At 37.4% G+C, this 13,954-nt stretch carries 18 protein-coding genes, 1 tRNA gene and 1 other annotated feature; of the genes, 3 read left to right on the top strand and 16 right to left on the bottom strand.

Annotated elements, in window-relative coordinates:
- Positions 1-105 precede the first annotated feature (105 nt).
- From nusB to H5R88_RS06485, 9 genes are all read right to left on the bottom strand, one after another.
- Positions 106-522 (bottom strand): transcription antitermination factor NusB, encoded by a 417-nt coding sequence (gene nusB / locus H5R88_RS06445; protein WP_182577907.1) that lies wholly within the window; start codon positions 520-522, stop codon positions 106-108.
- 1 nt (position 523) lies between these two features.
- Complete coding sequence (locus H5R88_RS06450) at positions 524-961, bottom strand: Asp23/Gls24 family envelope stress response protein (RefSeq protein ID WP_182577908.1); 438 nt, start codon at positions 959-961, stop codon at positions 524-526.
- 306 nt (positions 962-1,267) lie between these two features.
- On the bottom strand, positions 1,268-1,480 hold the full coding sequence (locus H5R88_RS09690) for a hypothetical protein (RefSeq protein ID WP_231795181.1): 213 nt from the start codon (positions 1,478-1,480) through the stop codon (positions 1,268-1,270).
- A 16-nt stretch (positions 1,481-1,496) separates the two neighbouring features.
- Positions 1,497-2,573, bottom strand: coding sequence for a M24 family metallopeptidase (locus H5R88_RS06460; protein ID WP_182577909.1), 1,077 nt, complete (start codon positions 2,571-2,573; stop codon positions 1,497-1,499).
- Positions 2,574-2,585: 12 nt separating this feature from the next.
- Positions 2,586-3,293 carry a YggS family pyridoxal phosphate-dependent enzyme gene (locus H5R88_RS06465; protein WP_182600562.1) on the bottom strand — a complete coding sequence of 236 codons (708 nt, stop codon included), beginning with the start codon at positions 3,291-3,293 and terminating at the stop codon, positions 2,586-2,588.
- A gap of 224 nt (positions 3,294-3,517) precedes the next feature.
- Positions 3,518-3,799 (bottom strand): 50S ribosomal protein L27, encoded by a 282-nt coding sequence (gene rpmA / locus H5R88_RS06470; RefSeq protein ID WP_019252495.1) that lies wholly within the window; start codon positions 3,797-3,799, stop codon positions 3,518-3,520.
- Positions 3,800-3,824: 25 nt separating this feature from the next.
- Entirely contained in the window at positions 3,825-4,148 is a 324-nt protein-coding gene (locus H5R88_RS06475; RefSeq protein ID WP_182577911.1) for a ribosomal-processing cysteine protease Prp, read from the bottom strand.
- Between the two features lie 15 nt (positions 4,149-4,163).
- The gene (rplU, locus tag H5R88_RS06480) at positions 4,164-4,472 is read right to left on the bottom strand and encodes a 50S ribosomal protein L21 (protein ID WP_003664009.1); all 309 of its coding nucleotides are present in this window, start codon (positions 4,470-4,472) and stop codon (positions 4,164-4,166) included.
- Positions 4,473-4,487: 15 nt separating this feature from the next.
- Positions 4,488-4,560 (bottom strand) — a sequence feature (ribosomal protein L21 leader region).
- 122 nt (positions 4,561-4,682) lie between these two features.
- Positions 4,683-5,315, bottom strand: a complete 633-nt coding sequence (locus tag H5R88_RS06485; RefSeq protein ID WP_182577912.1) for a TetR/AcrR family transcriptional regulator — start codon at positions 5,313-5,315, stop codon at positions 4,683-4,685.
- Positions 5,316-5,507: 192 nt separating this feature from the next.
- Between H5R88_RS06485 and H5R88_RS06490 the strand changes: the two genes are divergently transcribed.
- Together H5R88_RS06490 and H5R88_RS09695 are read left to right on the top strand one after the other, a co-directional pair.
- A tRNA-Arg gene (locus H5R88_RS06490) sits at positions 5,508-5,581 on the top strand.
- Positions 5,582-5,802: 221 nt separating this feature from the next.
- Positions 5,803-5,937: a hypothetical protein gene (locus H5R88_RS09695; RefSeq protein WP_003664012.1), complete on the top strand. Its 135-nt coding sequence runs from the start codon at positions 5,803-5,805 to the stop codon at positions 5,935-5,937.
- 212 nt (positions 5,938-6,149) lie between these two features.
- Here the strand turns inward: H5R88_RS09695 and H5R88_RS06495 are convergent, their stop codons facing one another.
- From H5R88_RS06495 to H5R88_RS06515, 5 genes are all read right to left on the bottom strand, one after another.
- On the bottom strand, positions 6,150-6,656 hold the full coding sequence (locus H5R88_RS06495; protein ID WP_182600563.1) for a hypothetical protein: 507 nt from the start codon (positions 6,654-6,656) through the stop codon (positions 6,150-6,152).
- Between the two features lie 33 nt (positions 6,657-6,689).
- The gene (locus H5R88_RS06500) at positions 6,690-7,721 is read right to left on the bottom strand and encodes a hypothetical protein (RefSeq protein ID WP_182600564.1); all 1,032 of its coding nucleotides are present in this window, start codon (positions 7,719-7,721) and stop codon (positions 6,690-6,692) included.
- A complete protein-coding gene (locus tag H5R88_RS06505) occupies positions 7,711-8,598 on the bottom strand; it encodes an exonuclease SbcC (protein ID WP_182577915.1) in 888 nt (295 codons plus the stop codon). The genes H5R88_RS06500 and H5R88_RS06505 overlap by 11 nt, the downstream gene beginning before the upstream one ends.
- Before the next feature lie 301 nt (positions 8,599-8,899).
- Positions 8,900-9,427 (bottom strand): peptide-methionine (S)-S-oxide reductase MsrA, encoded by a 528-nt coding sequence (gene msrA / locus H5R88_RS06510; RefSeq protein ID WP_182600565.1) that lies wholly within the window; start codon positions 9,425-9,427, stop codon positions 8,900-8,902.
- A gap of 17 nt (positions 9,428-9,444) precedes the next feature.
- A complete protein-coding gene (locus H5R88_RS06515; RefSeq protein WP_182600566.1) occupies positions 9,445-10,296 on the bottom strand; it encodes a MetQ/NlpA family ABC transporter substrate-binding protein in 852 nt (283 codons plus the stop codon).
- A 497-nt stretch (positions 10,297-10,793) separates the two neighbouring features.
- On the opposite strand from H5R88_RS06515, the gene H5R88_RS09700 reads away from it, so the two are divergent.
- Positions 10,794-10,919, top strand: a complete 126-nt coding sequence (locus tag H5R88_RS09700) for a hypothetical protein (protein ID WP_259393976.1) — start codon at positions 10,794-10,796, stop codon at positions 10,917-10,919.
- A 69-nt stretch (positions 10,920-10,988) separates the two neighbouring features.
- Here H5R88_RS09700 and H5R88_RS06520 read toward each other — a convergent pair whose 3' ends face one another.
- On the bottom strand, positions 10,989-12,170 hold the full coding sequence (locus H5R88_RS06520; RefSeq protein ID WP_182600567.1) for an aminotransferase class I/II-fold pyridoxal phosphate-dependent enzyme: 1,182 nt from the start codon (positions 12,168-12,170) through the stop codon (positions 10,989-10,991).
- Positions 12,171-12,282: 112 nt separating this feature from the next.
- Complete coding sequence (gltX, locus tag H5R88_RS06525; protein WP_182577817.1) at positions 12,283-13,788, bottom strand: glutamate--tRNA ligase; 1,506 nt, start codon at positions 13,786-13,788, stop codon at positions 12,283-12,285.
- Positions 13,789-13,954 lie beyond the last annotated feature (166 nt).

The raw sequence follows: 13,954 nt of genomic DNA on the forward strand, positions 1-13,954 counted from the left end.
CATTCTATATTCTACCATAATAATATCAAGCTTAAGCAAAAAAGGAGTGGAATCAGAAGTTTATCGCTTCATCTTTCCACCCCATAATTATTTTTAACAGTAATATTAGTTGTTCTCGTTTACTTGTTTTTCAAATTTACCAAGGGCTCCGTTGATAAATTTACGTGACTTATCACTACTGAATGTTTTTGCCAGCTCTAATGCTTCATTAATTGCGACCACCGTTGGAACATTTTCAGCGTATTGAATTTCAAATAACGCAAGCCGCAAAATCACCAAATCTGCCTTTGCTAACCGATTAATTGTCCATCCGCTTGCCAGCAAGTCATTAATTTGTTCATCAAGCTGGTCTTGCTGTTCCCGCACCCCATTTACCAGTGTCAGCAAATAAGGGGGAATTTGCTTTTCATCATGATGAGGAATGGCCTCATACACAGTCTGGATATCAGCCTCAGGATCTGATTGCAAAGCAAAGAGAACTTGGAAAGCCTCCTCACGAATCATGTGTCGGTTCAAACTCATTCTATTCACCAGCCTCGTCATTAAGATGTTCGCCAAACAAGTCATTAGGATCTACTTGTTGGTCTTCTTTAGATGTTACGATCCCCTTAACATGAACATTAACTTCTTTTACTTTTAGGTCCGTCATTAACGTGATTTGTTGTTTAACCTTATCTTGAATCATTGCCGCTACTTTAGGAACAGAGACACCATATTCAACATAAACATCCACATCAAGTGATAATTTTTCATCATTGCTGGAAAGCTTTACCCCACGCCGACGATCTGAGCGTCCCAAAAGTTCACTTACACTATTCGCAAATGAACCATACATCTTTGAAACACCATCGATTTCACTTGCGGCAATCCCCGCAATAATTTCTAAAACTCGTGGCGAAATTTGAATTGTCCCGAGTGACTTATCTTCACTACTTAAAACAATCTTTGATTCTTCAGCCATCGTTAGCCCTCCAATTTATTTTTTCTCTTATTATAGTAATCATTTCTATTCTGCACTATGTTCGAATAAATTGCAACAACTTGGTTAATTAGAAGCGTAGTGGCAACTTAGAAATCAACTGTGAATTATGATTATACCAATCATTAATAACTAAATCGAGGCTAGTTGTGGTAATTTGTCCGAAATTAATTGATTTAAATTTTTCTAACATTATTAAAAAACGTTCTGCTTGTTAAATCGGATTAGTATACCGCACAACCGTCACATGTCCTGACATTGTCGAGTATCGTTCTTTTAGCAATAAGGTCAATAATAGTAATATGCAGGATAAAAGGATTGGTTAATTGCGGCCAACTCATGCAGGCAAAACATAATATTACGACTAACATGAGCAGGAAGGGAAGCAATACGCGTCAGTCCTCGCTGCTTATCCTTATCCGGATTATGCAAATAATTATCTATCTGTTCATGATGATTTCTAATTGTTGCTATTCCTTGTTGATTAACATTATTATACAAAGCCGTTAGTTACATGCTATTCTCCCACAATTACTAAGTCGGTTGGCGCCTTCGTCAGTACTTCGACACCTCCATGAGTAATCAAAATATCATCCTCTATTCGGACACCGCCAATTTGGGGAATATAAATCCCCGGCTCAACAGTAATAACTTCATTATTCTTCAATTTAACATTTTGCGCACCAGGGCCATAGCTAGCAGGTAATTCATGAACTGATAGACCTATCCCATGTCCCATTCCATGGTTGAATTCATCCCCGTAACCTGCCATCTCGATTAATTGTCGTCCAGCTAAATCAAGTTGGTCTCCTCGTTGACCAACATAGGCGGCTTGAATTACCGCTGCCCGGGCCTCATTGACAATTTGATAAACATCCCGTAGTTCTGGATCAATTGAACCAACGGCAAAGGTTCTCGTCATATCGGCCGTATACCCATTAAAATAGTAGCCAAAATCAACGGTAACAATCTCGCCGTCTGCAATTACTTTTTCAGAAGCTGTAGCATGCGGCTTGGCAGCATTTTTACCACTAGCAATAATTGGAGGAAAAGAGGCCCTACTTGCCCCATGCTCCTTCATCCAAAAATCAAGTAAGTTTGCAACATGGCGCTCTGTCATCCCAGCATGAACATTTTCCAAAAGATACTGGTATCCTGCTGAATGCAAATCCGCGGAAGCACGTAAGCAACTTACTTCATTACTATCCTTAATCATTCGCATTTGTTCAATTTGTTGGTGAAAGGGAACAAGGTCTGTTGTCATCTGTTCATCAAGCATATCAAATAGGGCATAAATAACCGTATCTTCATATCCAAGAACAGTCACTTTCATCCCCTGACATATTTTATTAAGTGAACCGTAATAGTCACGGGTAATCATTCCCACAACCTCATCGTTTTCAAATTCTTCTAATGCCAGTTGGTAACGGTCATCAGTAATCATAATAGCATTATCTTTTGTTATTAAGAGACATCCATCACCTTCCATCAGATTGAAGCCTGTAAGGTAATAAATATTTTTTTCATCCGTTACCAAAAACGCATCGATATATAATTTTGCAAATTTTTTCTGTAGACGTTTAATTCTAGACATGGCACTATTCCTTTAATATTGACGGTTAGAGTAATTACGAGGGCCAAAGATAGCTGTCCCAACCCGCACACAGGTTGAACCTTCTTCTACCGCGATTTCATAATCATGGGTCATCCCCATACTAAGAACATCTAACTTTAATTGATCATTCTGTTTATTCATCTCATCACGCAATTCTCGCAATCGGCGAAAAATCGGCCGTGTTTTTTCCTGATCATCATAATAAGGAGCACTTGTCATTAATCCTCGTAACTTTACGTGTGGTAATTGAAGACTCTTCTTAGCCAATTCCATGCAATCCTGCAAAGTTGGCTTAACCCCAAATTTACTCTCTTCTTCTCCAACATTAACCTCAATTAAAATTGGAATTATCCGATCATTTTTTCTTCCCTCTTTTTCGATCGTATTCATTAGCTTAAGGGAGTCAACAGATTGGATCATTGTAACGTAACTAGCAATGTATTTAACCTTATTCCGTTGAAGATGGCCGATCATATGCCAATTAATGTCTGTCGGTAATTCACCATGCTTTTTGTCTAATTCTTGAACATAATTCTCACCAAAATCATTCCATCCCGCTTTGCAAAGCTTTGCAATGTCTTCTGCTGGATGATTTTTACTAACTGGTAACAATTGAACATCTTGGGGATCTCGACCACTTCGCTTACATGCAGCAATAATTTTTTCTTGGACTTCTTTAGCTTTATCAATAATCATCATTAAATATTATGCTCCCTTCAATGGTGAGTTAATTATATTCTTATATTATAGACTAACTTACAATAAAGTCAGGGAAAATTATTTAAAAATAAAAAAGCCGAGTAATTGCTCGACTCTAACTTAGATAAGTTATAAATTTTTCCCTTTGATGCCCCTTTTCAATACGAGAAGGGGCATCAATTGGCTACAAATACTGCTATAACAGCACCTGCAATTTTTTATAATTATTCAGCGATTGGGTAAACAGATACCTTACGCTTGCTACGGCCCATGCGTTCAAATTTAACAACACCAGCTACCTTAGCATATAATGTATCGTCTCCACCACGACCCACGTTTTCGCCTGGGTTGATGTGAGTACCACGTTGACGGTAGATGATTGATCCAGCAGTTACGATTGAACCATCAGCAGCCTTAGTACCAAGACGACGACCAGCTGAGTTCCGACCGTTAGCAGTGGAACCACCCCCCTTGTGGTGGGAGAAGAATTGTAAATCCATAATCATAGTTGTTCACCTCCAGCAATGAACTTTAATCAAACATTTTTACTTCAATGTTTTGTGGATAGCTTTCCTGGATATCACATAATCCATTTAACAAAGTTTTAAGAAGAATCTGACTATCATGACCGAGGTCTAATCCTGTAACTTCTAGAAAGCCACCATTATCATTATCTTGTTTAAGGTGCGGCTTTGCGTGAACAACTTGTTCAAGCCCATTCACCATTGAAATAGATAATGCAGAAACTGCGGCACACACAATATCCTGCCCGTATGGACCAGAATCAGCATGTCCAGTCATTTTAAAAGAAGTGATCCGCTGATTCGAATCTAAAGTAAACTGTGCTCGAATCATGATCTCACCTCCACATTAGGCATTGATCTTGTTGATAGTAACCTTAGTGTAAGGTTGACGGTGACCTTGCTTAGTGTGAGTGTGTTTCTTAGGCTTGTACTTAAAGGTAACAACCTTCTTTTCCTTACCTTGCTTATCAACAGTACCTTCAACAGAAGCACCGTCAACTACAGGAGTACCGATCTTAGTGTCGTCTCCACCAACAAAGATAACTTGATCGAAAGTTACCTTGTCACCTTCTTTAGCATCAAGCTTTTCAACATAGATAGAAGCGCCTTCTTCTACCTTGTATTGCTTACCACCAGTAACGATAATTGCGTACATACTTTGTGCACCTCCTTAATATCTCAGACTCGCCGTACTAAGCAGCTAAATAAGCTTTAGACTTAATAACGTGCGGTTGTAGTTGTTGGTTCACAAATACAACGTTTGTATAATATCAAATATTATTCTCTTCGTCAACTGTAATCCTCACTTTTACCATAAAAAAAGAGGAGGTTATTTTCTATTCTCCTCTTTACCTTATAGTAGCTATTAAATCTTTTCTAAATTTTCTTCTAATTCATTATCAAAAAAATTAATCAAAGAAACATTCTCACGATTAAACTGGTCCAACATTTTTGCCATGCTTTGTGTCATGTAACGTGGAGTATAAATCATGCCATCCTCTAGCCATCGACTTACTAAACCAAGAAATGCCGAATCAATAAAGGAAATCTGCAAATTAAGTGGAACCTTTAACTGTTGGTTCTTGTTTACTTGCTCATTAAAGTATGTCATCTCATTTGCTAACCGATTGTAAAGTTGTCCATAAAAGAAGTTATTCTTTTCATTATTTAATAGGACATCAAAAATATCGGCATTATTTTCGACATACTGAAACGCTTTACGAAGTGAAAATACCTTTACCGTCAGTTCTTTCGAAAAATTACTATCGATCATTACTTGGTTGAAGAAATCGTCAATAATCTCTTGAATTGCTGACTGAATAAAATCTTGTTTATCCTTATAGTGAAGATAGAAAGTTCCCCGGGTGATGTTGGCAGTTTCAGTAATCTTTTGGACGCTAATATCTTTAAGCTTTTCACGCCTCATCAGATATACAAGAGCTTTACGCAGACTATTACGTGTTTTAATTACACGTGGGTCTGTCTTATTAGCAGCCATTTAATCATCATCCTTCCATCATACGCATACAGCTTAAGGCCTTTCTACTTTCGTATTTCTACTATTGTAATAGTATAGTTGTTATGAAAGCGGTTTGTCAACGAAAGTGCAGGCTTTATCTTAATAAAATAATTATATTAGATTATTACCATTGACAACTTTGTATTAAAAATTATATACTTAAATCTGTTTGGAGCGGTAGCTCAACTGGATAGAGCATCGGTCTTCTAAACCGAGGGTTGCGAGTTCAAGTCTCGCTCGCTCCATATAAAGTAAACGTCGTTTACAAAAAAGGGGATAGAGAAACATTTTTGTTTCATATCCCCTTTTTCTGTTACTCCAATCCAAACTTACGGATAATTTTCTAATATTTTGCTTTTATTTTTTAAGTATTTCTTAAACACGCCCTTATATATTACACTTTCGTTGCAAAAATAAACATTTTTAATAATAATGAATGTAGAGATTGCTTTTTGAGGTGATTATTATGCTACCATTTCTTATTATTGTTTTAATTTTGGTTGCGTCGGTAATTGGTGAATTTATGTTTGGCAGTCTTAGTAACCAAGAAACTGGAAAACATAGTGCAACTACCAATCGCTTACGAGATCGAAAAGCTTAATCTTATATTCCGTTCAACACGAAAGGGAGCGAGACAGAAATCATTCGTGGCTTCGTTTTTCGACGCGAAGCTAGCCTCTGGGAGCCCCCACAAGCAACAATAGGCCTCCAATGTTCGGTTTTACCGAGCGTTGGAGGCCTATTGTTGTACTGCGCTATTTGTCTTTTATGAAAGGAACCCGACTTATGCCACATCCCCCTCGCTTTTTTATTCTAATATTGATCAATCATTGCTTGGTAAGCACTAGAAATCTGCTCAGGTGTCAATTGCCAATCGCTAATTCCCATTTTTAACAAAAGATGCCAAGCATGCCGAAAGCTTTCTTGTTGATGATTAAAGTAGGCATCACCCAAAAAGTGTTTAATTGCTAAATATGATTTATTAAGGTCTGCTAACTTTGTAGATCTTTTGGCATCCGTAATCCGTTGCCAAGCTTGATCATCAAGTACAACTAGGTGCGTCCATTGCACCTTTGCACTATATAATAAGAGTAGCGCTACTGATTCAACATACGATTTTAGCAAATTTTCTTTGTCTACTTCATGAGGATCAACTACCTTATACCACCCTGCTGCTTCAGCCATATTTGACAAAGAAATATCAAGGTCAACAAAAATTGTTTGCTTTCTGGTTTCCGGCCCAATCATCAGTTCCTTTTCATCATCAACCTTTAACTCTAAATCAATAATTTGGTGAAGCATTTTAGTAATATCTAACATCCTATGCGCCTCCACAATAAAATTTGCTCTTACTTATCTTTCATCAGCAGGAGCTGGCTCCTCTGAAGCTGTTTCAGAAGATCCTCCCTCATCTAAAGGTTCATCTTCTACTACAACTGTCGTTACTTGTGATTGTTCATCAGCAATCTCCATGTGGTCTGTTCGTACTGCTAGTGAGGAACGGTTTGATAAATACCAATCACGAACTAGGTCGTAATGAAGCAATACATCAAAGAACGAAATTTGCTCATCAGAATCCTTGACTAAGAAGAACCATTCCTGACTATAATCATCTGGATCAAAGGCAATATCGAGTTTTGTCCCCTGATCTAATAGTAACTCAGCCCCATTGTTCTGTGGCAAGTTCATCAACATGTAATCTTTATCGGCAGTAGCAACAAATAATCGGTCAATTACTGTTAATGGGAGTTCAGGCTTATCCAACATAAAGCGACGATCATTAGCAGTTGCTAGAATGCCTAGATCAATCGTAAAATCAAGATCTTTTTGTAAGTATTTAGCAAAATCAATCAAAGGCTTAACCGCATCACGTAGCTCAAGGTCAGTATGTTGTTTAAGGGCATAAACAATAAAGTAATTAACCAATGCACGATTATTAAATTGCATTAATTTATCTTCTAAACTAAGGTGAAAAAGCGGCTCATGTTGATCTTGCTCGGTAAAGGCGGCTTCTCCTCGACTATCAACTTCAAATTTAAAAACCGCTTCATTACCAATAGCAGCAACTGTCGCTTCAAATTCATGATTTAATTCATTTTCTACAACATTAACTGCCGTATCACCATGCATTTTTAATAAGCGATCCATAAAAATCAGATAATAATCAGCCGCCTTATAATGTGGTGGGAAATCAATAAATGCATTCGCCAAGTCCATTTTTGCTAGTTTATTAGTGGCTGATAACAAATTCTTAGCATCCTTAGTCTGAGCTAAGCGGTCTAAAAGCTCCACATACTTTTGTCCAAGGTTTAAGACATCCTTAAACGAATCAGAAAGGGCTTGGACACGTTCACTAGGAGAAGTCACGATTCGATTATTGCTCATCGTCGTCCACCTGCTTTCCTTCAGATGCATTTAAACTAGCCAAATAATTAGCATATAAATTACGATTAGCTAATTCGAAGTCCTCAAAACTACCAAAAGTATCAATAATGCTCTTTTGCTCATAGCTCAAAATTGTATTTTCTTTTGATAAGGATAACACAACCCGCTCGTTATCCTTAATAGTTTGGGCCGCATTGCGAGACTCTTCTTCTTGGTCCTCTAACTTTTGTAATTGTTCAACTAGTTCCTGGCGACTCTCCTTGTTACGGCTTGATTCCCAAATTCCAGACCGTGAACTAATTTCTTTCAATTGTTCTTGAAGAGCTTCCTTTCGTTCTTCACGTTCTCGTTGATGATCGATCAACTCTTGTAAATGGTCATTTTCACTCGAAATTTTACTAATGCGCTCACTATTGTAACGTTTGTTGTCACGTGCCAACTCAAAGGCTGTCCGTAATTTATCATATTCAGTTTGGTCAAAAGAAAAACGAACATTCAAAACATCTAATTCTCCAAATTGGCGGCGATCCCACCAGTTACCAAAATAAATCCGGTAATGACCGGTTTGATATTCTTCATAATAGAAGAATGGATAGGTCTTACCAAGATACTTAATGAGGTTTTCACTGAGATAATTACTTAATTGATCAGCTAAGTCATCCACTAAGTTCATGACGCCTTTATCATTTGGCTGCTGTTCACGATGTTCAATTTCTTTAGCATAGCGTTGATTATCTAATAATTGATAGATTTCACGATCATGATGATTTGAAATTGCGTCGTTAAAGCGTCGTAAATACTTTATCTTTGTAATAATTTGTTGATTGATGGCTTGAGTAACATCAAGCGCATCACTATTAGTTTCTACACTCGCCATAAGTATGCTCCTTGTCTAAATAACTACCTATTATAATAAATAATTTCACTACTCTTTTTCCACTATTTTTAAACTTTTTTAAAAATTTTATACATTTAAGATATCTTTTCTCACTTAAAAGAAAAAAGCCTTTCAAAATCGAAAGGCTTACCTATAACATTCAAAGATTAAAAGGCCCTGAGTGATAATTTAGCAAAACGACTCTAGCGGTCAATTGTATGAACAAAGCCCAATCTAACAACATCAATATGAAGTTCAGGATTAGTGACTGCCGCTAATCGCTGGACAATATCATCAGTAATTAATTATTTTTCCAATACTTATTAACAAATTGTTGCCGGCCACCAGCCTCTTCTAAGGCAAAACGTTGTGGATCTTTTTTATAAAAATCCTGATGATAGTCTTCTGCTGGATAGAAAGGTTGCGCATCCTCAATCGTTGTTACAATCTTTGCATCACCAAAACGGCCACTTTCCTGTAAAGCCTTTTTCGATTCTGCTGCAGTTTTGCGTTGCTCATCATTTTTTACAAAAATTACAGGACGATAATTATCTCCTCGATCTTGGAATTGACCACTTGCATCAGTCGGATCAGTTTGGTGCCAATAAATCTCTACCAAGTCTTTATAAGAAATTTTATCAGGGTCAAATGTAATCTTTACTGCTTCTGTATGACCTGTTGTCCCAGAACATACCTGCTCATAAGTTGGGTTTACAACATTGCCACCGGTGTAACCTGATTCAACTTTTTCAATTCCCGGATAAGTATCAAACGGCTGAACCATGCACCAAAAACACCCGCCGGCAAAAATCGCTGTGTCTAAACTCATATTAATCCCATCCTTTCTTAATTACGACCATAGATTGGCCATGCTGCTTCTTGCGCACCTTTATAGGTCTTGTTAATAACTTCCGCAGTTTGTTCCGTCTGATATGCTGCTACAATCTTCTTATATACTTTATTATCCTTGTTCTTCTCTTGAACCGCAATAATATTGACATAGGGTTTGGCAGCTTTATTAATCGGTTCAAGATAGATCGAATCCTTCTTTGGATTTAACTTAGCTGCTACTGCATAATTTCCATTTATAATTGAGGCATCAACTGAATTTAATGCTCGTGCAGCGGTTGCAGGATCAACTTCCTTAAATTGCAAATTTTTCGGATTACTTACAATATCTTTTAAGGATGGCTTAATTCCACTACCCTTTTTTACTTTAATCAAGCCCGCTTCCTGTAAGACATTTAATCCTCGCCCAAGTGTTGTTGGTTCATTAGGAATTGCGATGGTGGCCCCGTCAGGAAGATCCTGAATTTTTTGATACTTTTTGGAATAGATCCCTAATGGAGAAATTACAGTATTTCCAATTGAAGTTAAATGCGCATTTTGTTCTTTATTATATGATTCAAAATAATAACGCGTCAGACATGCGTGCATATCGATTTTACCTTCCTTTAAAGCAACGTCTGGTTGAACATAATCATTGAAAACCACATACTCAATATTAATTCCCTGTTTTTTCAACCTTTTGCGAACATTATCCCAAACCGGTTCTGAATCCGTTCCCACTAAGCCTAAACGAACCGTCGCGGTTGAAGTTTTACCAAAGCGCTGATGAACCATACCACTAATCCCAACTACCACAATAATTGCTAAAATAATTGAAATAATTAACCCAGTTCTTCCCTTTCGTCGCATTTTATTTATCCTCCTTTGTGCCAGAAAAGAAAAACAAAAACGTCCCTAGGAACACAAACATCGTGCTCCTAGGGACGTTAATAACGTGTTACCACCCTGTCTTCAGTACAAAAAGTACCCTTAACTCCAATCTCGGCTTGAAATTAGAAGCATGGATAACGGCTGCTGCCCCGTAGAGAATTTACTCTTAAATTAGGCTCATTCCCTCAATTAACTAAAGACCATCTTCGTTACTTCGTTTCCTACCATCTCTCAGCTCCTATGGCTCTCTGTATTGGACGTAATATAACTACTCATCTTTTCTAACAATATTCTAATTTATTTTTAATCATTATAATGAAATTCAAGACAAAAGTCAACTTATTCTCCCTTTTTATAAGACACAATTATGATAATTGCATTTTTGATAGACTGAACTATAATATTAGTAACAGTTATTTTACTTATGTTGATAACTGTTATTGTTGAAGCGTTTCAGAAAAAGAGGCGAAGTTATTATGGCACTTAGTAAGCAAGAACGTAAGGAAATGGCTCGTAAAGCTATGGAAAAGCGTAGCAGCAAGAAGCCAGATGGTTCTGGTTTTGCAAAGCTTGATGCTGACGCCAAGAAACTGAGCGAATAACTCTTTTGAAGCAATTCACTTATATATTTAAAGAGACAGGATGTTGTTAACATCCCTGTCTCTTTTCTTTTATGCATTATTTGGGGCTTGCTTACAGAATTTTGCGAGGCGATCCATTCCTACTTTAATTTGGTCCATCTCAGTTGCATAACTAAAACGTAAGTATCCTTCACCACCCTTACCAAAATTTGATCCAGCCGTTACAGCAACTTTGGCCTCATTGGCAAGTTGATAAATTAGCTTATTGTCATCCTGATCGAGGAATGGCGGAATCTTGGCAAAAATATAAAATGCCCCCATTGGCTGACTGCATTCAAAACCCATCTCTGTAAGCCGCTTATACATATAGTTACGCCGTTTGATATATTGGGCGTCCATTTTCTTTGTTGCTTCATCCCCAGCCTTTAGAGCGGCCTCTGCAGCGTCCTGAACAAATGTCGCGATATCCGTTACGGCAAATGCATGCACCTTGAACAGCAGATCGGTCACTTTAGCTGGTGCACAAAGGTAACCAATTCGCCAACCAGTCATTGCATAGGACTTCGAAAATCCATTTGCTAAGATTGTCTGATCTGGCATGATTTTAGCCATGCTTGAGTATTCACCGTCATAGTTTAGTTCACTATAAATTTCATCACAGATTGCAAAGATCGGCTTGTCCTTAATTAAGGCTGCCAACTCATTCATTTCCGCTTGAGTATAGGCAATTCCAGTCGGGTTAGAAGGATTAACGAAAACAACTCCCTTTACTCGATCACCATATTTATCTAGATAATATTTAAGAAGGGCGGGCGTTAGTTTAAAACCAGTCTTCGATGTATCTACTTCTACTGGCGTCCCTCCAGCAATCATTACATCAGGCGTGTAGATTGAAAAAGTAGGTGTTGGAACCAGGATTACATCACCAGGATTAGTAATTGCAGTAATTGCAACTGAGATCCCTTCGGTTACACCATTGGTAACAAGAATCTCTGTTGTAGGATCATACTGAAGACTATATTTATTAGCTAATGTATTAGCAATTGCCTGACGCAATCCCTCCGTTCCACGTTGAGGAGCATAGTGAGTCCGATTGTTTTCAATACTCTCAATTCCAGCTTTTTTTATATATGCTGGGGTATCAAAATCCGGTTCACCAATTGTAAACTTAATAATTCCTGGAATTTTTGAAACGTATTGGGAAAAATCAAATACTTTCAACGTTGGAACATCATTTAAGATCTTCCGCATATGTTCACTCATTTCAACCATTTTACTTAAGATCCCCTTTTTTACTAACTACATATTTTATTATATGACAGTTTAAAAGAAAAAGCATAGAACAACATCGATTAACTGTTGTCCTATGCTCAACTTTATAAAATTAGTTTTCGAATGCTTTAATCATCCGATCAAGCAATTCAATATCTGTATCACGAGAATAGATATCCATGATCTCATAGATTTGTGGTGCAGAAGTTGAACCAGTAAAGGCAAGGTTTAATGGGAAGTATAAACCGCGACCCTTAATGCCAGTGTCCTTACCTACTTCCTTAATAGCTTGACTATAATCAAGGTCATCGCCACCGTTTTCAAGTTTAGCCTTTAAGCCCTTGAGAACAGCCAAAACGTCTTCATTAGCGAAGTCTTCATTATCCTTAAGCAAATCATAGTTGAATGATTGGTCAAGAACTGTATAGTATGACCATGCATATTGAATAACTTCAAGAAGCTTATTAACATCTCGTTGGTGAACTTTAATTGTCTTCTTAAGCAATTCAGTCAACTGATCTTCTGGAATACTTTGAAGGCGCTTAGCTTCTTCAGTTTCGCCTTCCTTAATTAACTCCATTGTCCGATCAGTTAATTCATCGACCGACATACTCTTAATATATTGAGCATTCATCCAATCAAGTTTCTTTTGATCGAAGTATGCTGGTGCCTTTGACATCCGCTTTGGATCGTAAACCTTAATTAATTCTTCTTTAGAATAGATTTCACGTTCACCAACTGGAGACCAGCCCAAGAATGCGATAAAGTTAAAGATTGCTTCGTGAAGGTAACCGTGCTTCTTGTATTCACTAATGAATTGAAGGGTGTCTTTATCACGCTTACTTAACTTTTTACGAGTCTTTGGATTAAAGATCAATGGAATGTGACAGAAAGTTGGATGATCCCAGCCTAATGCTTCATAAATGGCAATTTGCTTGGGTGTGTTTGAAATGTGATCAGCACCCCGTAAAACATGAGTAATGTCCATGGTGTGATCATCAACAACTACAGCAAAGTTATATGTTGGCATTCCATCACTCTTTTCAATGATGAAGTCGCCACCAAGATTATCAGAGTTAAACGAAACATGACCACGGGCAATATCATCCCATTCGTAATCATGATCCTTAGGGAAGTGGAAACGAATCGTTGGCTTTAAGCCCTTTGCCTCGGCCGCCTTTTGTTCTTCTTCACTTTTACCATACCAACGACCATCATAATGAGGTGGTTCATTATTAGCCTTTTGCCGTTCACGCATCTCAGCTAATTCTTCTTCTGTTGAGTAATCCTTGTATGCAATACCCTTGTCCAACAATTCTTGAATGTATTTGTGGTAAATACCTTCTTTATTCCGTTCACTTTGACGGTACGGAGCATACTTTGGATTTGGCTTATTTGGACCTTCATCCCAGTCAATTCCTAACCAGTGAAGATTTTCACGTTGGCTTGCTTCACCATCTTCAACGTTCCGCTTGGTATCAGTATCTTCAATCCGTAATACCATTGTTCCGTCGAAGTGACGTGCAAATAAATAATTAAATAATGCTGATTGAGCATTTCCAATATGTAAAAAACCTGTTGGGCTTGGTGCATATCGAACTCTGACCTTTTGATCCATTATCTAAGACTCTCCTTTAGTAACTAATCGAAATATATATTTCGATTTAAAATTGATTGCTAGATCAACTAGCAGTCCTTAAAAACGTACTGCCTTATATTATAACAATACGCTTTTATTACAACAAATATAATTGTATATTAAACAACATATTTGTCAATTGACT

The sequence above is a fragment of the Limosilactobacillus agrestis genome, assembly GCF_014145585.1.
Taxonomy (GTDB): Bacteria; Bacillota; Bacilli; order Lactobacillales; family Lactobacillaceae; genus Limosilactobacillus; species Limosilactobacillus agrestis.